Source organism: Ruegeria sp. YTSA105, assembly GCF_059610225.1.
In genome coordinates this window covers 132,652-156,028 of the sequence record NZ_JBXWNE010000007.1, presented here as the reverse complement: position 1 = coordinate 156,028, position 23,377 = coordinate 132,652, and the positions used below count along the sequence as shown (strand labels likewise).

Below are 23,377 nucleotides of genomic sequence, written 5' to 3'. Positions count from 1 at the left end.
ATGCGCTGGAAGCAACGCCGGAGAACCGCTTGAAAAACTGGATCAAGGCTTTTGCGCTGGCACTCATGCCGATGGCCGTACTGGCGCAGGATAGCGGGCTGAAAAGTCTGGACACCACCGATGCCGGGCGGGCCTGGATGGCTGTCGGGCGCTTGAATATTGACGGCGAAGCATTCTGCACTGCGACGCTGATTGCGCAGAACCAGGTGCTGACGGCAGCGCATTGTCTTTACGATAAGGCCACAGGCCAACGTATTGACCTGTCTAAGGTCGAATTTCTTGCCGCCTGGCGTCTGGGTCGGGCATCAGCCTATCGTGCGGCGCGCAGGGCGGTGATTCACCCCGATTACTTTTACGACGACGAAACTCCGACCAACCGGATCGGTAGCGATATAGCGCTGATCGAGCTATGGCAGCCAATCCGCAGTACCTCGGTCATTCCATTTGATACTGGCGATCGACCCGTTCGCGGACAGGAAGTTGGGGTTGTGTCCTATGCGAAGGACCGCGCCGAGGCGCCATCATTGCAAGAGGTCTGTTCGGTCGTGACCGGCGTTTCCGAGGTTCTTGTCCTGTCCTGTGATGTCGAGTTTGGATCCTCCGGCGCCCCGGTATTTGCGTTCGAGGGCGAAAGACCTCGGATCGTCTCGGTCGTGGCGGCCAAGGCGGAATTCAATGGCGAGCCTGTGGCCATAGGTACCGCAGTCGAGGTTTCGCTGCCTTTGCTGCGGAGTGAACTGACCGCCGGGCGCGGATTCAGCGGCTCGGAAACCGGCGATTCGGCAAGCCGTCATATTGGCGCCAGGTTCGTCCGGCCATGATGCGATTTTGGGCAAGCCTGTTTTTATGCCTGACTATGATGACAACGATGTCACAGGCGCAAAGTGCAAAACGCAAACTCACCGACCGCGATGACCTATATGGCTGGGAGGCCGTCGGCCGCCTGGATATCGGCGCCGAGGGGTTTTGTACGGGTACGTTGATCGCACAGGATCTGGTACTGACCGCGGCCCATTGCGCCTTGGACAAAAGAACCGGTCAACCCTATGGGCCAGGGCAGGTAACCTTTCGGGCAGGGCTAAGCGACGGTACTGCGTTGGCAGATCGCAAGGTGGTGCAGATCGCGGCACATCCGGATTACACACGTTTCGCTCAACTGTCGCCCGATGCCGTGCGCGTTGATGTCGCGTTGATGCGGCTGGATCAACCGATCCCCTATTCCGTGGCCGATCCCTTTGCGTTGCATAACGGGCGCGTGGCGGGGGATGAGGTCAGTCTTGCATCGTATGGTCGGGGCCGATCGAATGCGATTACGCGGGAACGGTCCTGCAAAATCCTGCAGCGCTATCAGGGCCTGATCACATTCAACTGCGACATTACCTTTGGGTCCTCGGGTTCGGCTCTGTTGGCGCGAAACGGTCCGCGCTGGCAAATACTTTCAGTAGTCTCTGCAGTTGGTACGGATGGTCGGCAGAAAGTGGGATTCGGTATGGAATTGCAGGAAATTGTGGCCGATCTGAAGGCGACCCTGCGCCGGGATGCCCCTAAACCAAAGGCGGCAATAAAGCGATTGCAGGTGGGATCAGGCAAGTCGGATACCGGTGCGAAATTCATCAGCTCCGGAGGGGGTTGAACTCGGCCAGAACGTTTCCCATGTCAAATGTATCGGGTCGCCGCAAACGGGGCCTGAGACAATCGAACGCCCGTCCGATCGGAGGGCATTACGTTCATCGCTCAAACATGAGGATACGACATATGCGTACATTTGACTTTGCACCGCTGCACCGCGCCACCGTAGGTTTTGACCAGATCGCTGACATGATGGATCGCGTTCTGACCAATGATGTGGCTCAACCCAGCTATCCGCCCTACAACATCGAAAAAACCGATGTCGACACCTATCGTATCTCGGTTGCTGTTGCCGGTTTTTCCGAGGCCGATCTTTCGGTCGAAGTGAAAGAGAATTCGTTGGTCGTCGCCGGTAAGAAAACTGCGGAAGACAAAGATCGCAGCTATCTGCACCGCGGCATCGCAACCCGCGCGTTCGAGCGCCGTTTTGCCCTTGCCGACCACGTTCGTGTTACCGGTGCCAGCCATGAGAACGGCATGCTGAATATCGATCTCAAGCGCGAGGTGCCCGAAGCCCTGAAAGCCCGCCGGATCGAGATTTCGTCCAGCAAGGCCATCGAAAAGGATGTGGTTGACGCCAAAGCCGTAAACTGAGGCAGTCAGTCACCACGCCGCGGTAATCGTTCCTCTCTGGATTACCGCACCATGCGCCCCGCGTTCCTCCAGACGCGGGGCGTTGCCTTTACGGCCATCTGTACAGCGAAGGTTTGGGCGGATCAGACCGACAGACAGATGTATTTCATCTCCAGATAGTCTTCCATGCCATGATGGCTGCCTTCGCGGCCCAAGCCGGATTGTTTGACGCCGCCGAACGGGCCCAACTCGGTTGAGATGATGCCGGTGTTCACACCAACGATCCCGTATTCCAGCGCTTCGGCCACTTTGTAAACGCGGCTGAGATCCTTGGCATAGAAATACGAGGCCAGACCAAAGATCGTGTCATTGGCCATGGCGATCACGTCGTCTTCATCCTCGAACTTGAACAGCGGTGCCAGCGGGCCAAAGGTTTCGTCCTGCGCCACCAGCATGTCCTGCGTCACACCGGTGACAATGGTCGGCTCAAAGAAGGTGCCGCCCAGATCGTGCGGCAGGCCACCGGTCAGGATTTGGCCGCCTTTGTCGGTTACATCCTTGATATGTTCCTGCACCTTTGCAACGGCGTCATCATTGATCAGCGGTCCGGTGGTGATGCCTTCGTTCAGGCCGTCGCCGACGTTCAGAGCCTCGACCGCAGCCTTCAACTTGGCAGCAAACGCGTCATAGACACCGGCCTGCACATAGATGCGGTTGGCACAGACACAGGTCTGGCCGTTATTGCGGAACTTGCACATCATCGCGCCTTCGACGGCGGCATCCAGATCGGCATCGTCAAACACGATGAACGGCGCATTGCCGCCCAGTTCCATCGAGCATTTCATCACCTGTTCCGCCGCCTGCCGCAGCAGGATGCGCCCCACCTCGGTCGAGCCGGTAAAGGTCAGCTTGCGCACGCCGGGGTTTTCGCAGAACTCCTTGCCGATTTCGCTGGCGCGCGACGAGGGCACCACGTTGAACACACCGGCGGGGATGCCTGCCTGCTGGGCCAATGCGCCCAGAACCAGCGCCGACAAGGGTGTCTCGGCGGCAGGCCGGGCGACAAAGGCGCATCCGGCTGCAAGCGCCGGTCCGGCCTTTCGCGTGATCATCGCATTGGGGAAGTTCCAGGGCGTGATCGAGGCCGCAACGCCGATGGGCTGCTTCAGCACCATGATGCGTTTGTCGCGCTGATGACCTGGAATAGTCTCGCCATAAACGCGCTTGGCCTCTTCGCCGAAAAACTCGATGAACGAGGCACCATAGCCGATCTCACCCACGGCTTCGGCCAGCGGCTTGCCCTGTTCGGCGGTCAGGATCTTGCCCAGATCCTCGGCGTTTTCCATCATCAGATCGTACCAGCGGCGCAGGATCACGGCGCGTTCCTTGCCGGTCAGCTTGGCCCATTCCTTTTGCGCGGCCTCGGCCTGTGCGATGGCACCTGCAACCTGCGCGCGGCTCAGGTCGGCGACCTCGGCGATCACGTCGCCCCGCGCAGGGTTGGTGACGGAAAACGTCCCATTGTCACCATCGACCCACTGGCCGCCGATATAGGCCTTGGTCACCAGCAGATCGGGGTTTTTCAGAATGGATTTCAGGTCGGTCGTAGTATCCAGCATGGGTCGGACTCCGGCAGAAAAGGGTTTGTGCGCACCCAAACAGGTGGCGTCGCATTTGTCTATGTCCACTCGGCGGGCAGGATCAATCCAGATTTGATCAAATTCGTCGTTGCAGAGTGCAGATATCTCGCCTGCGTGGCCTATCTTTTTCGATACGAAATTGTAAAAGTCTCGGTGATTTGAGGGCTCAAGGGGATGTAAATGAACATAACATTCCCTATCTTATTGGGTAAATAAAGAAAACAGGGGACAGCAGAGATGTCGAACCAGCAATTCGAAGCGTTGATTGAAGAAACACAGACGAAAGTGCGCGAAAGCCAGTCGCAGATCCAAGGGCTGACCTCGCGGATTGAGGCTGCGCGGGCCAAGATCGGTACGGCCGAGGCGGATATCGATATCGAGAACGCCACTTTGGAAGATGTGCACGCCCATACCGAAGTCATGAACGCCAATATCGCCGAGCTGATCATGGGTCTGGATGACGTCACCAGCGCGTTTTCCAAGGATTTTGACGAGATGCGTTCAAAATCCGGGTGGGAGACGTTTGTTGGTATCTTCTCGAAGGGCAAATCTGAATCGATGCGGCAGGAGCGGATGCGCACAGCCAGTATCGACGACAAGCTGCAGGACCTGATCGCCAAATCCGACGTGATCGTGAAACTGCTGGAAGGGCAGCTGTCGGTGCTGGAAGAGCAGCGCGTGAAGGTCGAAAACAACCTGACCGGCACGCTGGATGACCGTGAGGCCACCGTGGCCGAGTTGGAAGCGCTGCGGGCTGAGATTCAGGGCATGGACCCGACAATCATCACGCTGGAGAACAAGATCAGCGTCGAACAGGACGCCGCCGCGCGCACCCAGCTTGAGACCGAGCTGGCTGAGCTGAACAAGCAATACAACGCCAAGGTTCAGGAAGAGCAGGTCAAGCTGGCCAAAAGCCAAACGCTTGAGCGCTATATCGAAAAGGGCAAGACCTGGGTCGATTCCCTGCAGAACCAGGCGGCGACGCAGATGGTGCTGATCAACAAGCTGCAGACAGACACGCAACAGCGCGTGGTGCTGTATGACGCCCTGACCAAATCGCTGAAAACCGCGCAGCAGCAGGACGTGGCCCACCGCATCAACGAGATCGGCGTGCAGACCGACCAAGAGGCGCAAACCGCCATGGCCTCGATCGGCACCGCGACCAACCAGAAGATGGCCGACATGCTCGAGGCGCATGAGGACCACATGGTCTTTGCCCGCGACGTGCTGGAGAAAAAGGCCAAGGCAGATGAACGCTTTGCCCGCCGGTTTGCGTCGATTGTCGAGAAGCATGATAAGAATTTGTATGGGGGTTGATCTTGGAACTGCTGGAGTTTTTTACATTTCTGGTGGCTCCAGAGAACTGGTTTTGGTGGATCGTTCTCGGCAGTTTCTGGCTTGTGTTCTCAGTGATGTACGCCGTTCTAGGCGGACCGTTTGGATGGGTGGCCGTCGTTCTTGTGGTCGCCAGCCTTTCTCATTCGGCTCATCGTTTGTGGAACGGAACCGTTGACTGAACAAATTCAACAAAGACCCAAGGTCGTCGGCTTCAGAATACTCTGGTTCGGTATAGCGATGATTTTTTGGCCTATTTTGGCGGCGTTTTTGTCCGGGCTTTTGTTTGCACAGGGCAGCTTTGGAATGTTCATAGCTCGTGTATCCTACCATTTGGCGTTTTTGCTGGGCACTCCCAGTATGCTGGCGGGCGTCGTGGCTGTAATGTGGGCTCTCGTTCTATTAAGAAAACAGAAGCGTCAATCGCAGGCAAACGTGAATGAGTGACCTTAACCTCACCCAAGACCATGTCGGCCTGACCGATACCTTCGCCTCGCGTCGTTACTTTCGCAAATTCGAGGTAATCACCGTCCACCTTCTGCGCGTGGCCGCGACGATGGAGGCGGAGGGCGCGATCTCGAAACAAGAGGTGCGGATCGTGTCGCGCTATCTCTCGGGGCTGCTCTACACCTTCCGTGCGCTGTCCATGAAATACCTGCTGGTCGGGCGCGATACGGGGCGGTTCTTTGGCAGCCTCGCCATGGACAAGCGCGACAGCGGGTTTCCGGTGGCGGCCGAGCTGCTGACCATGGCCAACGATGCGCAGCAGGCGCAAGTGCATCTGGCGAATATGCCGTCCGAGGATGAGCTGAAAACCGACATGGTGCGCACCATTATCAGCGACCGGGAGATCCCGACCAAGCTGCAATTCGCGCTGTCCCAAAGGCTCTATTACGAGGAATTGCTGAAGGGTGAGCTTTTCTGGGCCCGTAACGATCCCGAATGTCACTGGATTGGCAATGAGGGCGAGCGGCGAAAATTCCTGATCCACTGGGCGGTGTACGACAGCCAGATCAACCTGCCGGTCATCTACCTGATGGAGTTGGAGGATTCGGGGCGCACGGCCCTGCCCAAAGATCAACGCCGCTGGCCCGAAGTGCAGGCGCATCTGATGGCGCAATCCTTGGGTGGGCTGAAACTGGTGACCATCGCCAAAGGCTTTGATCAGGATTTCGACGACCTGCATCCCAAACACCTGCGCCGCATTCATGTGGGGCCGATGTACTCCTCGGCCTTTACCGAGCAATCCGGCCCGCTGCGGCAGGTGCTGGAGGATGCGAAATCCCCTGCGGGTCAGGATTGGGCCTTGGCCTGGACCACTGAAGCGCTGCGAAGCGAGGATGTGATTCAAGAACGCTCAGGCTGGTTCGGGACCGTAGACCGCGAGGTTTTTGCGCTGGACCCATTCGGCGGGCAGGGGGCCGAGACGGGGGCGACGCAAACCGAGCGCTCGATCATTCTGCCACAACGCCCGTTCCAGGTACTGGCCGAGCGCAACCCGCCGGGTTTTGGTGACGTGCGCAAGTTCGTCGTCAGCAAGACCGGGCAGGTGTTGAGATATTGAAGACAGTAAAGGCTATTTTGAGATGAGTTTGACGTCAGACCAGATGGAATTGCGCGAAGACGATATTCGCAAGCACTACACTGCGGCCACCGCCTTGATGAACGGGTTCGAGCACGCGCCGCGGATTGCCAAAGCGGTTGAGGCCGCGGTTGAGAGGTCGCCGGGCGTCTCCACGGGTCGGCGGTTTCGGTCTACCACGCCGGGTCTGGTGACAAGGCGCACTGTGCGGGCCGACGGGGTGCATCTGGTGGAACGGATTGAGGCGTCTGATGATGGCGATACGCTGGTTTCACCCCCGCAGGCCACCACGCAACAGGCCATTCGCCGCGCCATCGCCATCGCTCTGGCCGTGTCTGAGGCCTATGCGGAACAGACCCCGCTGACCGATCTGAAACGCGCGAACCTGGCGGGGGATCTGCCCGCCGCGCGCAAGACCGAATTCTCGGAACTGCTGACGGCCGAGGCGCTGATCACCTCGCACAGTTTCGGCAATGCACTGGCCTATTTGATGTCCTCACATCTGGGCGAAACCACAGTTGATGTCGGGGAAATCGAAGAAGTTCTGACCGACAACGGCCAACTTGCCCTGCATGGCGCGCTGTGGGAGCTGGACCAGACCCTCGCCAAACATGCCCCCGACGATGCCCACCTGATTGCCGCCACCAGCGCCTATGCCGAGCAACTGATGGAAAAGGCCGCGCTGCGCGCGCAGTCAGCAGGCCATCTGGCCCCGTTCCAGAACGCCGCATGGCACATCGAGGCTGATGATCTGACGATCCGGGGGTTCGAACCGGCCTCCAAGGCCAAATCCACCACCCTGACCATGACGTTCAAGAAGCCGAATGAAGTGGTCGGCAACCATATCGCCAAGTATCAGGCGATGAAGCTGGCCAAGATGGTGATGGCCTATGACTTCGACCGCCGCCTGAACCCGTTTGCCGAGCTTGGTGGGTTCATCTTTACCTTCATGGGCGACGGCAAACCGGGCACCGGCAAGACCACCCTGATCCAGATGATGGCCGGGCTGATCAACGATTACTGCCAAAACGCGGGCTATCCGTTCCGCTATCAGAACCTGAGCACTGACAACATCGACAGCTACCAGGGTAAATCCGGCCAGAACGCCAAAGCCTTTATCAACACGATCATCGACCCTTCGGTCATCGGCTTCGGCACCATTGACGACATCGACCAGCTGGCGGGCAAACGCGGTGACCGGCAGTCGTCAGCCGGGCAGTTGGAAATCACCGCCGTGCTGATGGAGAGCTTTGCCGGCGCCAACACCGTCGTGCGCGGCAACTGCACCTTTGGCATGTTCTCGAACTACCCCGAGAATGTGGACGACGCCCTGCGTCAGCGGGCGGGCGCGCGGTTCCTGGTGGACGGGCCGCAAACGCGCGAGGATTACATCGACATCCTGTACCTGCTGATGGGCCGCAACCACGACATCCCGCTGGGCGAGCACGAAGCCTATGCCGCGCAAGAGATCAAGAAGGCCGTCGCTGCCAGTTTCGAAAGCCACTCCCGGCCGCATGAAGAGGCTCTCTTGCAGGTCTATGACCGGGTTTCAGGGCAGATCGGGCAGTTGGACACGATTGCCAAGATGGGCACCTACCTGAAGGCGATCCAACAGGCGGATGAACGGTTCACCGGCCGCGCGATCAAGAACATCACCGATGCGGTCAAGGTCCGCGCGATGGATTTCGAACTGCCCGACGAATGGATGGAGAACCCCGACCTGTTCCTGTTCCGCGACTACGTCACCAAGAAGGCCATGATCGAGGACCTGCGCCAGCCGATCACGGTGGAAATGGTGATGCAAGAGATCAATCGCTACGCCGACAGCGAGTTCCGCTATGCCGACAAGAGCGACGAGGTCGCCATCGACAACGCGGTGCGTGAGATGGGCCGGATGGAAGAGGCCAAGCGGCGGTTTCTGGAGGGGAAGTGACCTATCTGATCGCCATAGGTCTACCGCTACTGGTGAGTACTGCGGTTGCTATACTAATAGGTTTACGAGCCTATCGCACGGCTCGTGCGACCAAAGAGAATGGAAAGGAATGGCTTCTTCCATTGTTGGCCTATGGTGCGGCTTGCGCACCTCTAACAATTCTTGCCAGCTATGCTTTAACGGATGTTTTTGTCGACCGCTTTGCTGTGGACGCTGGCAACGCAAATCCCGCAGATGTTATGGTCTATTTTCAGCTACAGTTCTGGTTGATAGCAATACCCGTTGGATTCGCGATCATTTTTGCCTTCGCAAGAGGATTGCGCGCATGAGTTTTGAGTTAGAGAAAATCGTGGTTCTGGTTGAGCGTGATATCGCGGCGAAGCCGCGACGCGCCCGACCCGCTCCCGAGGGCGGGCGCGTTCCGCACCCACCCTCGGGCCGGGAGCATCGCTACCGTTGCGCGGGAAGGCAAACGTCATGATCCGCCTCATCGAAAAAGGCCTGATGTTCGGCAACCTCGTCCACATCTCCAGCCCGGCTCTGGTCGAGCGGTATAACCGCGCGTTGCAGCATCTGGCGGGCAGGACCACGGCGTTGACGGATTTCCATGTCGATATCTCGGGCTACTCGCCTGAGGTGGGGATTGAGCTGGAGGATGAGCTCTACCTCAACCCCAACGGGGTCAACCGGCAGTTCATCCTGCTGACGACCGAACAGAAACGTGCGCCTCTGCTGAACGTCAAATTCTCGACCTCGCGCGATATCCTGCGCGAATTCATCGAGATGAACGAGGCGCAGCTGTTCGCCCTGACCGCCACCGATGCGGTGGCCGGAGAGCTGGTGAACTCGGTCATCAAACTCAGCACCCCGCGCGATCTGTTCAACATCCAAAAGATTGAGATTGAGGCCGATACTGCTGGCGGCACACTGCGCAAGGCACAGCAACTGGCGGGCATGGTTGAGCAGTTCAAAACCGAAGAGGACGCCTGGTTCGACGATGTGTTGATCGCAAAGATGATCGAAACGGCCAAGGAAACCGGCGATATCACCCGCAACCCGGTCCACCTGCGCCACACTGCCTTTGAACAGCGTAATTTCTGGACCGCGCATTTCGGCGGGCTATATCTGTTTCCAGACATGGATCACCCGGCGGCGATCTGCATGGGCGAAAAGCCCGACGATCTGAACATCAAATACACGTTTGACCCGTCGCAGCGGAACCAGATCGCCAAGTTCCTGGACTATAACGACCTGGTCGAACCCATCGTCAAGGCGCGCGGCGTGGATGCTGCTGCGATCCTGCAGCAAAAGATGGATTTCCTGACCATTGACGCGGCCGCAGATGCCGGGGTCGATCTGACCGGTTTGAACCGCAGCGATATGCGGCGGCTGGCGCGCACCCACGCGGATCGGTTGCCCGAGGCCTATCATGGGCTGGCGCAGCTATTGCGCTGGGCGACGGATGGCGGGCGGTGGCCCCGGATCACCTCGGATCATTCGGCGTATTTCTATACGCTGCGGGCCGCCGATACGCCGAACCGTGATCTGGTGAACATGCTGCTGGCCGAATTGGCCCCACTGGACCCGCGCCAGATGTTCATCTGCCACAAAGAGCTGTTCTATAGCACCTACAAATCCTGGTCCGAGGCCAAGAAGGCCTATGTTGCTGATTTCCTCGCGCGTGAGTATCAGGTGGACAAGGCGGGTGCCCGCGCTGCCCTGTTCGGACATGAGCCGGATATGAGCGGTCGAGACAGGATCAGCGAAACTGTTATCGCCCGCGTTGGTCCCTGGGGCGCGTTAGGAAAGGATTGAAATGTTCGGAGCGATGCGCCTGTTTCTGATCCTGCTAGTCATCCAGACCGTGGCCTATTTTGCCCTGTCGCTGTATTCACGCAGTGTGCGTCGCCGCAGGCTAGAGCATTGGTGGGACGAAAAGGGCAAAACCGGAGACAAGGCAGCCTTTGTCGCACGGGGGCTGCACGTCTATGACAATTCGTTCCGGCGCAAATTGATCCTGGGTGTCTATGTTGTGCCTTGGGTAGCGATCGGGTCGCTGATCTACATTGTGAACTACATGTGAGAGGTAAAGCATGGCCTATTTTAAATGGGCATTCATTCTGATTTTCTGGGGAACGGTCGCCGTAGTCCTTCAGTATTCTCTGCCGCAACGGGATGTGGTTCGGATCGTCAACACCTATGAAGAACGGCAGGACCTGAACGACTGGACCCGGATCTTCTGGTCCGAGCCCGATGATCAGTCGGCCAGTCTGTCGAACCGGGATGTACAGTTCATTCAGGCCGTACGTGCCAATGGCAAACCGATTGTGTATCGCAACGAAGATACCAGCTGGGGTTGGCCGCCCTATTTCAAATTCGACACTGCAAATTTGTATACCGAAGCCAATGACGCGATCTCGGCCAAAAACGACCCGGACTGGGTTGCAGTGACGCATTATGGCTGGCGGAATGAGTTCATGTCGATCTTTCCCAACGCTGTCTTTATCAAACATGTCGACGGTCCGGATGCGCGTCTGATCCCTTGGTTCAACATCGTCTTCCTGACGGTCTTCTTTGCGATTGTCTGGGCAATCTGGGTGCGCTGGCGCAGGTTCCGCCAGGCGCGGATCGATCCGATGATCGAGAGTGTCGAGGATGGGTTGTATGCAACCGGCGACGCCATCGGTGAGCATCGCAACCGATTCCGCAAATGGTTGGACAGTTGGAAATCAAAGTGACGTGAATTCCCGGCGGGTCTTGGGGCTGTGCGCCTACCGCCGGGATAGCCCTTCATCGAACGATGAACTCGGCGTGTAATGCTCCGGCCGCTTTGATCGTTTTCAGGATGTCGATCATGTCGCGGGGTGAAACACCCAAAGCGTTAAGCCCTGCGACGACTTCGGACAAGGTCGTGGCCTCGGGAATTTCCGCCAGACCGGTGCCTTCCTCTTCTTCGATACCGGCTACGGTACGCGGAACCACGACGGTTTCGCCTCGGGCGAACGGGTTCGGCTGAACCGCGATAGGGGCCTCTTCGACCGTCAGTGTCAGGTTGCCCTGTGAGACTGCCACACGTGAGATACGCACTTCCTGACCCATGACAATCGTGCCCGAACGCTGATCGACTACTACTCGCGCCTTTGTTTCTGGCTCTACTAGGATATTTTCAATGCGCCCAAGCGCATGCGCGGTCGAGATCGCCTGTGTCGCTGCAATATTCAGTTCGACCGTCCCGGAATCGCGCATGATCGCTACGGCCCGGTTGAATTCGGTATTGATTGCCTGTTCGATCCGACCGGCGGTTGTAAAATCCGGTTCACGCAGGGCTAGGCGCATTTGGGTCAGATCGGAAAGCTCAAAGTCGATTTCACGTTCGACCCGAGCTCCGGATGGGATCACACCGGATGTCGGAACCCCTTGGGTGACCGAAGCCGCATCGCCTTCGGCAACGGCGCCACCTGCAAGAACTGACCCCTGTGCCACCGCATAGATCTGACCATCTGCCGCATTCAGCGGTGTCATAATAAGCGTCCCGCCCAGCAAGCTTTTGGAATCGCCGATGGCCGAAACGGTGACATCAATCTGGCCACCGACCCGCGAAAAGGGGGGTAGGCTGGCTGTCACAAGAACAGCGGCGACGTTCTTGGGGCGAAAATCCTCACCATTCACGTTCACACCAAGCCGTTCCAGAATATTGGACATGATCTCTTCGGTGAACGGAGAGTTCCTGAGCCCATCGCCGGTTCCATTCAATCCGACCACGAGACCATAACCAACCAGATCATTGCCGCGCACCCCGTCGAAATCGACAAGGTCCTTCAGCCGGATTGCCCCGGCAAAAGACAGGCTCGGAAGCAGGATCAGGAGAATAGCAAGTAATCTCATCTCAGGAAATTCACCAACGATAGGTTCGCGTTGCGAACGGTGACAGAATACAGGCTTTCCAATTGAAATTGGACAGTCTGCAGTTGCACTGCGGTTTGATACGGGTCCGCGGCGATCAGAGAGTTTCGGCTGTATTCCAGGCTTGTACGCGCCGCCGCATTGCGCGTGGCGGCTTGTTCAATTCTGGCTCCGGAGGCGCCAACATCCGCCCGCAAATTCACTGTGCCGTCCTGCGTATTGGCAAGCTCGACACCCAACTGGGTAAACAAGGATGTCCGCAGATCATTGGGAAGTCCCAGATTATCGTTCGAAACCAGAGCGGCGACGGCGATGTCCCGCAACGCGGCTTTGAGCGTCGGATCGGTCGCAGTGATCGGAATAGAGACACTTTCATTCTCCGAAATGCTCATCGGTGCCAGCGCTGTATCTGAGCCCTGATAGATAACCGCATCGAAACCCGCAGGATCATTGAACCAGTCTTCCGCCGCTTGTGTGATATCTGTGAGTGTTGTCAGCCCCGTCAACTCAGCCTCTAACGCGGTCAATAAGGCATCCGCAGACGCCAGAGGCGATACATCAGTATCCACGCCGGAAAACAGGCTTCGGCCACCAGCCCGGGTATTCAATGCTGACATGACCGTATCCAGCTCATTTCTGGCCTGAACAGAGGCGTGTTCATGCGTGACCGCCTGATTGGAGGTCCCATATGCCAGTAAGGATGACGTCAGGCGCCCCACCGCGTCGTTGACCGTTGTAAGGCTTAGCTGCATGGCGTCAGTGAACAGGCCAGCTTCGGCTGTGGCCACCTGAAAGGCATCCAGGCGCGACAGGTTGCGATCCATATCCAGAAGATAGGAATAATCCCCGTCCAGATGGCCGGAGACATCCTGCACCTTGCCTGAAGACATCTCATATGACAGGGTTTCGATCTGATTTTTGATATCAATCGCCCGCGATTTCAGGGTCAATCCGAGCGCTAGGTCGCCCATAGAGGTTACATTCATCATCACAGCCTCAACAATGTGTCCATAAGTTCATCGACGACCGAAACCAGTCTGGCATTTGCCGCATAGGCCTGTTCGATTTGCATTAGTCGCTGCAATTCCTGATCGGTATCGACGCCCTGTTCGGCCTCAATGGCCGTCATTTCCAGATTGGCGCTGTTTGCAAACACCCGCCGCCCATCGGCCACATGGGCGTCCGAGCCAACCCGTGACAACAGCGCCTCTGAGATGTCTGCGGCAGGCATGTTTCCGGCCCCGAAAACAGCGCCGGAAACAGGGCGTTCGTCGTTCAGAATTGAGCTGAAGGCGCGCAGCTGGCTGGCATCTCCGGCGCTGCCGGGTGTGGCCGCACCCAGCCCGGCGCGAAGTTTCCAGCTCTCTCCTCCGGCGTCCGGGTCGACGATTGCGTTCAAGCTGATGCGCGAGGCCAATCCCGTCACCGATGCCGGATCAAACCGGTTGCCGTCATCGGTGAACACGCCCGGATCCGTGGCCAGCGCGGTCGGATCCAGCCCCGGCGTTTCGAACCTTTCGATAAGATCGCGCGCAACAGCATCCAGATCGACCTGAGCCTCAACCGCGATTTCATCCCGAATCTGGAATTGGGCCATCAAGGCACCGCCGCGAATTTGGGCAAAATCGCCACTGGTGCGGACAGTGTTTCCGTTCATCTCAAGCCCGGACAACAACCCGTTTGCCAGGGTCATATGGGGCTTGGTGTCGCCGGTTGTCGAAAAGGAGAACTCGGCCGCAGTGTTTTCCAGCAATATCAAGCCGCCATCAGAATAAAGCGAGACCTGATCATTGTCCCTTTGAATCACATTTACAGGAACCAGTTCGTTGACCTGATCAATCAGGACCTGTCGTTGATCCAGTATCCCACCAATATCGGCGCCGGAATACTTAATGGCCGGGATCTTGGCATTCAGCTCTTCAATATCCTTGAGGGTCTGATTCAGGGTGTCGACCTGTTTGCCGATGGACCGGTCCGCGTCGGATCGCATCTGACGCAACCCTTCAGAGGCTGCGTTCAGACCGCGTGCCAGATCCTGAGCCGTGCGCGCTACCTGGTCCAGTCGTTCACTGGAATCCGGCAGGCTTGCCGCTGTTAGCAGGCTGCTGTCAAAATCAGCCAGCCGAACCGAAAGCGATGCGGGATCATCGGCGGACCCTACCAAAGATTCCAACCTTGTGTGAAAGTCTGAAATGGTGGTGTGGAAGGCCAGATCGGCATCCGTGGCCCGGCGGTTGGACGTGAGGACGGGATCCTGATGACGAATGACACCTACGGTACGCACGCCGTGACCGGAAATCGTGTTGGTTGCCAGTTCCAGTGACCTGCGCGCGTAGCCGGGCGTCAATGCGTTTGCGATATTTTCGGACACAACCGCCGCACCGCGACTGGCGGCGGTCAGGCCGCCCAACGCGTTGTTCAATGCTGTGGACATATTCATTCTGCAGGTCCCTTTCCTGAATCAAAACCCTGATCAGCGTTTGATATTGGTTGTTTCCTGAAGCATCTCATCCACCGTTTGGATAACCTTTGCGCTGGAAGAGTAAGCCCGCTGTGTCTGGATCATTGAGGTCAGCTCGGTCGCCACATCGGTAGTGGATTCTTCGCGCGCAAAAGAAACCAGGTCGCCGGTTGGCCCGTCCCCCGCATTCCACAGAAAGAACGTCCCGCTTTCCCGGGATGGTGCATAGGTCTGGCTGTCCAGCGCGGTCAGTCCATTTGGGTTCGGAACATCCGCCAATGGGATTTGGTACATGCGTCGGCTGACGCCGGTATCGTAGAACGCATAAACATACCCGTTTTCGTCAACCTGAACGCTGGTCATGGTGCCGACCGCCGAACCGTCGCGCGTGATCGAAACTGGTGCAAATGTATCGGACAGTTGCGTGATTCCGTCGGCATCCCCGATTTCCCCTATATTGATCTCCATTGGGCCGCCGGCCACGTTCACCACAACGCTGCCGGTTGCTGGGTCATATGCACCGCCGGTGACCGCAGTTACGCTGGCCAGCGTGCCACCCGCAGTTCGGCTATCGGTGAAGGTCAGGGTGTATTCACCGATAATGGTGCCGCCCGAGGCTGAATCGCGCATGATCATCGTCCATTCGTTACTGCTGCCAGTGGCCGGCACTGTAGGGACGAGTTCGATATCAACGCTTTCGGATTTTCCCAGATTGTCGAAATATTCAACGGACAAGGGTTGCATGTCGCCAGGGGAACCCGCATCCGTAGCGGTCGCGGGCAGGTTCATGCGCAGATTCATCTGCGTCGTGGGCGCGCCCGACAGTTGATTAACACTGAGCTGAATGGGTTCAAGCGCAGCTGGAGTGTCACGCGGAACCGCAGGGATGGTTCCATCCGCATTCGCACGCCAACCCAGCAGAACAAGCCCTGATTCGGTGACCAGATATCCTTCTTCATTGGTGCGGAACGACCCTGTCGTGGTCAGCAACATCTCATTCGAACCGGCCGCGATCTGAGAACTTGGTCGTACAGGCATCATGCCGCGCCCACGCACCGCAAGGTCGGTGGAGTTGTTGGTTGTCACCAGCGAACCGCGCTGGTCGATCAGGCGTTGGCTGGTGGTGCGAACGCCCCCAGCGGAATAGCTGCCGCCCTGGCCGGAGGTGACCATCGAATGGAAATCGGTTTCGACCCGTTTATACCCGAAGGTCGACGAATTCGCGATATTGTCCGAGATCGTCGCCAGCCGGTTTGCATTGGCCTTCAATGCGGCCACACCAGCGTTCAGCGAAGAGGAAATTGTCATTGGCACGCCCTTCTGTTGCGTCAAATCTTGATGCAACAGCTAACGCGCTGGGCCTTAACAGCGCGCTAACGGGTAAAATGCCGTCTATCCTTTTATTCTCAGGTGCCGCGCAGAAAGATAATCTCGATCCTGTTGTTGCGTACGGCCATCGGGTTTTCATCCGACAATTTTCGATCAGCATGACCGGTTACGCGGTCCAACCTGAGCGGCGCAACACCCTTGTCCTGCAGCATTTGGCGAACTTGCTGAGCGCGCGAGGTAGACAAATCCCAGGCCGGGTTTTTGGCCAGAACCACCGGCGAGGAACCGACATGCCCTCCGACCGCCATGTCATTTGTCACCAGATCAGAGGATCGGGCCACCAACAATGTCAGAGCACGCAGCATATTGGTTGGTTGGTTCGTCCCTGATTCGAACAGAGGTTGATCCTTGGTGGCAAAGAGTTCGATCACCAGACCCTCATCCGTCACGCGGGTGACGATATGTTTGAGGACCTTGTCGGACACCATGCTTTCGCCGGTTCGCCCCATAAGCTCTGATTCCAGTGAGGAAAAGTCTTCGACCGTTTCTGTTCCGCCGCCGTCCGAGCTGACGCCAACCGACCCACGCGCTTGTCGCGCGGGCGTCGGGCTGCGTTTGCTGGCGCCGGTCCCGTCCATGACCAGAGTTTCCTCAGAGAACATGTTATTGCCGCCAAAGGCCCCATCGCCGCCACCCGAAACCGGGTTTATGGGAATGGTCGGCGAGAAATAATCCGCAAGCCCTTTGCGTTGTTGTTCCGTTGTTGCATTCAGCAGCCACATCAACATGAAGAACGCCATCATGGCCGTGACAAAGTCGGCATATGCGACTTTCCACGCGCCACCATGGTGACCATCGCCACCTGACACACGTTTCTTCTTGATGATGATTGGCGCCACATTGGATTGCGCACCCATCTCCACCACCTTTTTATCACCCAGTTACAGGGGTAGCCGGGCAGGTCTTAAGGTGGGCTTAACACTTAAAACTGTCTTGAATTCCTCACTGCGGTAATGCTGCCCCGGCACGGCGCAGAATCAGTTGCAGGTGTTTGAAACTGTTGCTGATTCCGTCCGGCTCGGCCTTGCCGAAAAAACCATCAAGCTCATCATGAACCCGGACTGCCTGATCCAATAACAGGTCTGCCCCTTCGGCATAAAGCCCGGCTTTGATCATAACCTCGGATTGCTCGTAACTGCCAACCAGCTTGCGGGTTTCCGAGATCATCCGGTTTTCCGCAACCGAGGCAGCCGCGGGCAGGCTGCGTGAAACCGACCGGCTGAGGTCAATGGCCGGGAAACGGCCACGCTCGGCAATGTCGCGGCTCAGGATGATATGCCCGTCCAGGACACCGCGCAGAATGTCGGCAATCGGTTCATCCATGTCCGAGCCCGCGACTAGAACGCTGAATACCGCGGTGATATCACCCTGATCAGCGGTGCCCGGCCCGGTTCGTTCGCACAGACCTGCAATCAAGGGCGTGACCGAAGGTGGGAACCCGCGCAAAGAGGGGGCCTCACCCATCGCAACGGCGATTTCGCGGTGCGCCTCGGCAAAGCGGGTGACCGAATCGGCCAGAAACAGGACGTTCAGCCCCTGATCCCGCAGGAATTCCGCGACTGAAAGTGCCGACCATGCACAGCGCCTGCGGGCCAGTGCTGACTGATCCGAAGTTGCCGCCACAACCACGGATCGTGCCAACCCCTTGGCCCCAAGCGCATGTTCAACGAACTCATTAACCTCACGACCCCGCTCGCCGACCAGAGCGACCACAACCGCGTCTGCCTGCATCGACCGCGCCAGCGTGGCCAACAGGGTCGACTTGCCGACCCCAGACCCGGCGAACAGGCCGATACGCTGCCCCTGCACCACAGGTAACATGGTGTTCATAATGCTCAGCCCGGTTTCCATCCGTGCGCCCAGCGGTTTGCGGACAACGGCAGGTGGTGGATTTTGCAGGATGTCTCGTTCCTGAGTGCCCGACAGCAACGGCTTGCCGTCCAGCGGTTTGCCGAAGGGATCAATGACCCGGCCCAGCCAGTGCAGCCCGGGGGAAAATGCCGGTGTCTGATTTAGAATCACCCGATCACCCAAGCAAACCCCATCGGGTGCAGCGGCGGGTAACATGTGGATCAGATCCGATTCGACATGCAGAACTTCACCCGCCAGATCAGGGCCGCTGCGCCGCCGCAGGGTCAGGTTGTCGCCGATGCGGGCAACGTACTCCAACCCCTCTATTTCTATGACGCCGCGCCCAACACTGGCCACGCGGCCCATATGACGCATGGCGGACAGACGGTCGAATTCGCATTTCAGAAGCATCGGGTCGAGATCGGTCATCGTGGGTTCTCCAACGGGTTTCTGAAAACGGTTTCTAAAGGAATCGGGGTTAAGCCTTGATTGAAATTGATCGAGGGAGAAGCCCCGATGTTCTCTGACCTGAACGTCTTTAAGACAGCGTACGCAATGGCAGCCCATGCCGGGCAACGGCAGTCTGTCATTGCGCGAAACATGGCAAATGCGGATACGCCGGGTTATCAACCCCGCGATATCGAGACCTTTCAGATAGCTTTCGAAAATTCCGGGCGTGAGGTTGCGATGACCGCCACGCGGGCCGGGCATCTGAACGGCGCCGCCGCAGCCCAACCCTGGGCCGAGTTCGATGCCGCGCCCTCGGGCGATCCCAACGGAAATGGTGTTTCTCTTGAGGAAGAAATGCTCAAAGCGGTCGAGGTCAAGCGTCAACATGATCGCGCGCTGGCGATCTATAAATCCTCGATTGGCATGCTGCGCACCAGCCTTGGTCGCGGGTGAGGAGGGCTGAGAGATGAGCGATTTTTCCCATTCCCTTTCCGCCTCGGCCAGCGCCCTGCGCGCGCAGGCGGCCCGTTTGCGGCACGTCTCCGAAAACATCTCGAATGCGGATACGCCGGGATATCGGCGCAAAACCGTGCCGTTTGAAGCGGTCAGCAAAGACGGCGCGCAAATGGTCGAGACCGGGCGCGTTAAGCTTGATCGCCGCGACCTGGCCCGCATCTATGACCCGGGCCACGCTTTGGCCGATGAGACCGGCCATTATCGCGGGTCCAACGTTGATCTGATGATCGAAATCGCTGACGCGCGCGAAGCGCAGCGCAGCTATGAGGCCAATCTCAAGATGTTCGACCAGACACGACAAATGTCGTCGAGCCTTATGGAACTTCTCAGAAAATAAAGGACACCAGAATGGATATCCGATCCCTGACCGCCGCGCAGAATTATGCCGTAGCGCGGCCTGCAACCAAGCCTAACCCAGATCTTGCCGGAATGGCGCAGGGTCTGCGGTCAACCTTTCAGGACTTTGCCGCGACACTGAAACAGTCCGAGCAGATGTCCGGCGCGGCCATGACCGGCCAGGCCGACCCGCACGCGCTGGTTCAGGCGCTTGCGCAGACCGAACTGGCCGTGGAAACCGCCGTGATCGTGCGCAACAAAGTGGTCGAGGCCTATCAGGAAATCCTGCGGATGCCGGTCTGATCGATGCTCAGCGAAGGTCTCTATTATGACATCGTCCGTCAGGCGCTTTGGGTCGCGGTGATCACATCCGTCCCGATCCTGGCGGTGGCATTGGTCTCGGGTCTGGTTGTGGGTCTGTTCCAGGCGCTGACCTCGGTGCAGGAAATGACGCTGACCTTCGTGCCAAAGCTGATCGCCATCGTGATCGTTTTCTGGATTTCGATGGGGTTCATGACCCAGACGCTGGTGACGTTCTTCACCTCAACCCTCATCCCACTGATCGCCGGAGGCCGCTGATGGATACCTCATATACTACCTTATCCCGCCAATCGGGGCTGATGAATGAAATGCGGCTGGTGGCGAACAATATCGCCAACGCCAATACCACGGGGTACCGCCAGCAGGGCTTGGTGTTTTCCGAGTTCGTGAAAGCCTCGCCGGGCAATCCGTCCTTGTCCATGGCGCGGGCAGAGGCACGCAATACCTCGTTGCAACAAGGCGTTCTGACCGAAACCGGCGGGCAATTTGATTTCGCCATCGAAGGCGACGGGTTTTTCATGATCGAAACCCCCAGCGGCAACCGGCTGACACGGGCGGGTGCGTTTTCACCCAGTGCCGAGGGTGATCTGGTTACCATGGATGGGTACCGGGTTCTGGACAGCAACGGCGCCCCTGTTTTCATTCCGCCGGATGCCGCGTCGATTGATGTCGGCAGCGACGGCACGCTTAGTATCGAAGGGCAGGTTCTGGGACAGATCGGCGTCTACCGCGTTGCTGATCCCACGAGCCTGGTGCGCGAGGGCAGCACGCAATTTCGGTCAGATGCAGCGATTGAACCCGTGGAGGAGCCGGTCATTGTGCACCGATTCCTCGAAGGATCGAACGTGAACGCGATCGAACAGGTCACCCGGATGATCGAAATCCAGCGCGCCTATGAGTTGGGGCAGAGCTTTCTTGAAACCGAAGACGAACGTGTGCGTGGGGCGCTAAAGGCGCTGATGCGCTGATTTGATAACGGAGGAATTGATATGCGGGCACTGAAAATCGCAGCGACAGGCATGACCGCTCAGCAGATGCGGGTTGAGACGATCTCGAACAACCTGGCGAATATGAATACCACAGGCTACAACGCGCGCCGCGCTGAGTTTGCAGACCTGCACTATCAACAAATGGCGCGCGCGGGGACGGTGAATGCCAATGACGGCACCGTCTTGCCCACAGGTATACAACTGGGTCTGGGGGTGCGCCCGGCTGCGGTCACCGTGCAACTGGCACAGGGTGCGTTGGCGGCCACTGGCAGCGATTTGGATGTCGCAATCGAAGGGCGCGGCTATCTTGAGGTGACGTTGCCCAGCGGTCAGTCCGGCTTTACCCGTGACGGCAGCCTGAAACGCTCGGCCGAAGGGTTGATCGTCACTTCAGATGGCTTCGCTGTCGCGCCAGAGATCACAATCCCAGACGATGCAAGGTCGATCTCGATCAATGCATCGGGTGAGGTCTACGCCTATTTCGATGATACCGCCGAAGGACAGTTGCTCGGTGAATTCACCCTGGCCAGTTTTTCCAATGCCAAGGGGCTGGAGGCGATCGGCAGCAACCTGTTCAAAGAAACCGAAGCCTCGGGCGCGCCTGTTATCGGCACTCCGGGCGAGGGTGGGATGGGCACATTGCGTCAGGGATATCTCGAGGACAGCTCGGTAGATGCCGTGCGCGAAGTCACCGAACTGATCGAAGCCCAGCGAGGGTATGAGATGAACGCCAAGGTCATCTCGGCCGTCGATCAGATGATGGGCGCAACAACGCAGGTGCGGTGATGCGCGCCCTATTCATAGCACTGGTGACGATCAGCCCGCTTTGTGCCTTGGCTGAGATCGTGGTGCCGATCCGGACCATACGCGCCAAAGAGGTGATCTCGGCCGCCGATCTTGAGATCAAAGATCAGGTTGTCCTCGGAGCGGTTACAAACCCTGATGATTTGATCGGTCAGGAAGCACGCGTCGCGCTTTACCCCGGACGCCCGGTTCGCGCAGCAGATGTCGGGCCGCCCGCGCTGGTGGACCGCAATGATCTGGTGGTTCTGGTCTTTGACCGTCGTCCCCTTTCGATCAAGGCCGAAGGCCGTGCCCTGGGGCGCGGGGCTGTCGGCGACCGAATTCGGGTCATGAATCTGTCGTCACGTACAACTGTTGTTGGCTTTATCCGGCCTAACGGTCAAATCGAGGTAAAATGATGTTCGGAAAACTAAAACTGTTGATGATGGCATGTCTGGCTCTGACCGCCTGTGGTCGACTGGATCATTTGGGAAAACCGCCAAGTTTCACACCCGCGGACGAATCTGCTGAACATGTCGCCATGCTGTGGCCGGGTTTACCGTTGCACACGCAGCCGCAACGCAATGTGGATCGGTCATCGCTGTGGAGCGGGGGGCAGCAATCGCTTTTGGGTGATCAGCGCGCGATCAAAAAGGGCGATATCCTGACAGTTGTGATCGAGCTGGACGAGAAAGCCGAGATTTCCAACGATACGAACCGCTCGCGCAGCGGGTCCGAAAGCCTTGAGGTTCCAGAGCTGTTCGGCCTGCCGCAACGCGCATTGGAACGGCTGCCCGATGGGGCGACGCTGGACGAAGCTGTCGGGATCGACTCATCCTCGGTCAGTAAAGGCAAGGGCTCGGTCAAGCGTAAGGAAAAGCTGACCCTGCGGGTTGCGGCGACCGTCATCGACGCCTTACCGAATGGCGTGCTGGCCATATCCGGCTCGCAAGAGCTGCGCGTTAATTTCGAGCTGCGAGAGCTTTTGGTCACGGGATATGTGAGGCCACAGGACATCTCGCGGAAGAATGAAATCACCTATGACAAGATCGCCTCGGCGCGCGTGTCTTATGGTGGCCGAGGCCAGATCACGGATGTGCAGCAGCCTCGTTACGGCCAGCAGGTCCTCGATACACTTTTGCCGTTCTGAGGTCGTATAACAATGAAAAAGCTACTTCCTATATTGTTTCTGCTTGTTGGCCTGGGCGGTGGAATTGGTGCGGGAATTGCCATGTCTCCTTCTGGAAAAACCAAAGATGGTGACATGGATAAATCCGCTGCCGCCGAACCCAAGAAAGCCAAGGAGAAGGCCACTAAGACCAAGTCGGACAAAAAGGATACGGCCAGCAAGTATGAATATCTGAAGATGACGAAACAGTTTGTGATCCCGGTCGTGAAGTCCGACCGGATTGCCGCGTTGGTCACAATGTCGCTGAGCCTGGAAACCAAACCCGGCGTTGCTGAAACGATTTATGAGTTTGAGCCAAAGTTGAGAGATGGGTTTCTGCAGGTACTGTTCGATCACGCAAATACCGGTGGTTTCAACGGAAACTTTACGGAATCCGACAATCTGGATTTGGTCCGAAAGGCTTTGCTGCAGGTCGCCAAGAAGGATTTGGGTGATGACGTGCTGCAAGTCCTGATCATGAGTGTTAACCGTCAGGATACTTGAAGCCTGTTTCGGCC

General features: G+C 57.9%; 28 protein-coding genes. 21 read left to right on the top strand and 7 right to left on the bottom strand.

The features are described from left to right. Positions 1–29: 29 nt before the first annotated feature. The 3 genes from AC2FH2_RS11245 (at position 30) to AC2FH2_RS11235 (ending at position 2,223) form a co-directional block, all read left to right on the top strand. Positions 30–821 carry a trypsin-like serine peptidase gene (locus AC2FH2_RS11245; RefSeq protein WP_496823587.1) on the top strand — a complete coding sequence of 264 codons (792 nt, stop codon included), beginning with the start codon at positions 30–32 and terminating at the stop codon, positions 819–821. Positions 822–859: 38 nt separating this feature from the next. Beyond that, complete coding sequence (locus AC2FH2_RS11240; protein ID WP_496823585.1) at positions 860–1,633, top strand: trypsin-like serine peptidase; 774 nt, start codon at positions 860–862, stop codon at positions 1,631–1,633. 122 nt (positions 1,634–1,755) lie between these two features. After that, positions 1,756–2,223, top strand: a complete 468-nt coding sequence (locus AC2FH2_RS11235) for an Hsp20 family protein (protein WP_142638359.1) — start codon at positions 1,756–1,758, stop codon at positions 2,221–2,223. A 122-nt stretch (positions 2,224–2,345) separates the two neighbouring features. Here the strand turns inward: AC2FH2_RS11235 and AC2FH2_RS11230 are convergent, their stop codons facing one another. Continuing rightward, positions 2,346–3,821: an NAD-dependent succinate-semialdehyde dehydrogenase gene (locus AC2FH2_RS11230; RefSeq protein WP_142638358.1), complete on the bottom strand. Its 1,476-nt coding sequence runs from the start codon at positions 3,819–3,821 to the stop codon at positions 2,346–2,348. Positions 3,822–4,079: 258 nt separating this feature from the next. Here AC2FH2_RS11230 and AC2FH2_RS11225 point away from each other — a divergent pair, with 258 nt between their 5' ends. The 9 genes from AC2FH2_RS11225 (at position 4,080) to AC2FH2_RS11185 (ending at position 11,430) form a co-directional block, all read left to right on the top strand. Next, positions 4,080–5,159, top strand: a complete 1,080-nt coding sequence (locus AC2FH2_RS11225; protein ID WP_271950875.1) for a coiled-coil domain-containing protein — start codon at positions 4,080–4,082, stop codon at positions 5,157–5,159. A gap of 2 nt (positions 5,160–5,161) precedes the next feature. Continuing rightward, the gene (locus AC2FH2_RS11220) at positions 5,162–5,359 is read left to right on the top strand and encodes a hypothetical protein (protein ID WP_281973554.1); all 198 of its coding nucleotides are present in this window, start codon (positions 5,162–5,164) and stop codon (positions 5,357–5,359) included. Then, complete coding sequence (locus tag AC2FH2_RS11215) at positions 5,352–5,624, top strand: hypothetical protein (RefSeq protein ID WP_282022195.1); 273 nt, start codon at positions 5,352–5,354, stop codon at positions 5,622–5,624. The genes AC2FH2_RS11220 and AC2FH2_RS11215 overlap by 8 nt, the downstream gene beginning before the upstream one ends. Then, the gene (locus AC2FH2_RS11210; protein WP_496694084.1) at positions 5,617–6,741 is read left to right on the top strand and encodes a hypothetical protein; all 1,125 of its coding nucleotides are present in this window, start codon (positions 5,617–5,619) and stop codon (positions 6,739–6,741) included. The genes AC2FH2_RS11215 and AC2FH2_RS11210 overlap by 8 nt, the downstream gene beginning before the upstream one ends. 22 nt (positions 6,742–6,763) lie before the next feature. After that, positions 6,764–8,692 (top strand): AAA family ATPase, encoded by a 1,929-nt coding sequence (locus tag AC2FH2_RS11205; RefSeq protein ID WP_496823583.1) that lies wholly within the window; start codon positions 6,764–6,766, stop codon positions 8,690–8,692. Then, positions 8,689–9,021: a hypothetical protein gene (locus AC2FH2_RS11200; protein WP_496823581.1), complete on the top strand. Its 333-nt coding sequence runs from the start codon at positions 8,689–8,691 to the stop codon at positions 9,019–9,021. The genes AC2FH2_RS11205 and AC2FH2_RS11200 overlap by 4 nt, the downstream gene beginning before the upstream one ends. A gap of 148 nt (positions 9,022–9,169) precedes the next feature. Next, the gene (locus tag AC2FH2_RS11195) at positions 9,170–10,507 is read left to right on the top strand and encodes a DUF6638 family protein (RefSeq protein WP_496823579.1); all 1,338 of its coding nucleotides are present in this window, start codon (positions 9,170–9,172) and stop codon (positions 10,505–10,507) included. Between the two features lies 1 nt (position 10,508). Then, positions 10,509–10,775, top strand: a complete 267-nt coding sequence (locus AC2FH2_RS11190) for a hypothetical protein (RefSeq protein WP_142638342.1) — start codon at positions 10,509–10,511, stop codon at positions 10,773–10,775. 10 nt (positions 10,776–10,785) lie between these two features. After that, positions 10,786–11,430 (top strand): DUF1523 family protein, encoded by a 645-nt coding sequence (locus AC2FH2_RS11185; protein WP_496823577.1) that lies wholly within the window; start codon positions 10,786–10,788, stop codon positions 11,428–11,430. Between the two features lie 52 nt (positions 11,431–11,482). Here the strand turns inward: AC2FH2_RS11185 and AC2FH2_RS11180 are convergent, their stop codons facing one another. The 6 genes from AC2FH2_RS11180 to AC2FH2_RS11155 all read right to left on the bottom strand — a co-directional run bounded on the left by AC2FH2_RS11180 (position 11,483) and on the right by AC2FH2_RS11155 (position 18,725). Next, the gene (locus tag AC2FH2_RS11180) at positions 11,483–12,577 is read right to left on the bottom strand and encodes a flagellar basal body P-ring protein FlgI (protein WP_496703064.1); all 1,095 of its coding nucleotides are present in this window, start codon (positions 12,575–12,577) and stop codon (positions 11,483–11,485) included. Next, a complete protein-coding gene (locus AC2FH2_RS11175; protein ID WP_496823575.1) occupies positions 12,574–13,581 on the bottom strand; it encodes a flagellin in 1,008 nt (335 codons plus the stop codon). Before AC2FH2_RS11175 ends, AC2FH2_RS11180 begins: the two co-directional genes overlap by 4 nt. Before the next feature lie 2 nt (positions 13,582–13,583). After that, a complete protein-coding gene (gene flgK, locus AC2FH2_RS11170) occupies positions 13,584–15,035 on the bottom strand; it encodes a flagellar hook-associated protein FlgK (protein ID WP_496823573.1) in 1,452 nt (483 codons plus the stop codon). A 33-nt stretch (positions 15,036–15,068) separates the two neighbouring features. After that, positions 15,069–16,364 carry a flagellar hook protein FlgE gene (locus AC2FH2_RS11165; protein WP_271950842.1) on the bottom strand — a complete coding sequence of 432 codons (1,296 nt, stop codon included), beginning with the start codon at positions 16,362–16,364 and terminating at the stop codon, positions 15,069–15,071. A gap of 98 nt (positions 16,365–16,462) precedes the next feature. Further along, the gene (locus AC2FH2_RS11160) at positions 16,463–17,302 is read right to left on the bottom strand and encodes a flagellar motor protein MotB (RefSeq protein WP_496823571.1); all 840 of its coding nucleotides are present in this window, start codon (positions 17,300–17,302) and stop codon (positions 16,463–16,465) included. Positions 17,303–17,387: 85 nt separating this feature from the next. Further along, a complete protein-coding gene (locus AC2FH2_RS11155; RefSeq protein WP_496823569.1) occupies positions 17,388–18,725 on the bottom strand; it encodes a FliI/YscN family ATPase in 1,338 nt (445 codons plus the stop codon). An 87-nt stretch (positions 18,726–18,812) separates the two neighbouring features. Here AC2FH2_RS11155 and AC2FH2_RS11150 point away from each other — a divergent pair, with 87 nt between their 5' ends. From AC2FH2_RS11150 to AC2FH2_RS11110, 9 genes are read left to right on the top strand one after another with little or no spacing between them, the layout of a single operon-like run. After that, positions 18,813–19,199, top strand: coding sequence for a FlgB family protein (locus AC2FH2_RS11150; protein WP_496703074.1), 387 nt, complete (start codon positions 18,813–18,815; stop codon positions 19,197–19,199). A 13-nt stretch (positions 19,200–19,212) separates the two neighbouring features. Then, positions 19,213–19,599 (top strand): flagellar basal body rod protein FlgC, encoded by a 387-nt coding sequence (flgC, locus tag AC2FH2_RS11145; RefSeq protein WP_496697353.1) that lies wholly within the window; start codon positions 19,213–19,215, stop codon positions 19,597–19,599. An 11-nt stretch (positions 19,600–19,610) separates the two neighbouring features. After that, positions 19,611–19,901, top strand: a complete 291-nt coding sequence (gene fliE / locus AC2FH2_RS11140; protein ID WP_496823566.1) for a flagellar hook-basal body complex protein FliE — start codon at positions 19,611–19,613, stop codon at positions 19,899–19,901. Positions 19,902–19,904: 3 nt separating this feature from the next. After that, entirely contained in the window at positions 19,905–20,177 is a 273-nt protein-coding gene (locus AC2FH2_RS11135; protein ID WP_142638323.1) for a flagellar biosynthetic protein FliQ, read from the top strand. Then, positions 20,177–20,887: a flagellar hook-basal body complex protein gene (locus AC2FH2_RS11130; protein WP_271950829.1), complete on the top strand. Its 711-nt coding sequence runs from the start codon at positions 20,177–20,179 to the stop codon at positions 20,885–20,887. Before AC2FH2_RS11135 ends, AC2FH2_RS11130 begins: the two co-directional genes overlap by 1 nt. Positions 20,888–20,908: 21 nt before the next feature. Beyond that, positions 20,909–21,694 carry a flagellar basal-body rod protein FlgG gene (gene flgG / locus AC2FH2_RS11125; RefSeq protein ID WP_142638319.1) on the top strand — a complete coding sequence of 262 codons (786 nt, stop codon included), beginning with the start codon at positions 20,909–20,911 and terminating at the stop codon, positions 21,692–21,694. After that, entirely contained in the window at positions 21,694–22,110 is a 417-nt protein-coding gene (flgA, locus tag AC2FH2_RS11120; RefSeq protein ID WP_281995580.1) for a flagellar basal body P-ring formation chaperone FlgA, read from the top strand. The genes flgG and flgA overlap by 1 nt, the downstream gene beginning before the upstream one ends. Beyond that, entirely contained in the window at positions 22,110–22,841 is a 732-nt protein-coding gene (gene flgH, locus AC2FH2_RS11115; RefSeq protein ID WP_425596250.1) for a flagellar basal body L-ring protein FlgH, read from the top strand. Before flgA ends, flgH begins: the two co-directional genes overlap by 1 nt. Positions 22,842–22,853: 12 nt before the next feature. Then, positions 22,854–23,363 carry a flagellar basal body-associated FliL family protein gene (locus AC2FH2_RS11110; RefSeq protein WP_142638313.1) on the top strand — a complete coding sequence of 170 codons (510 nt, stop codon included), beginning with the start codon at positions 22,854–22,856 and terminating at the stop codon, positions 23,361–23,363. Positions 23,364–23,377 lie beyond the last annotated feature (14 nt).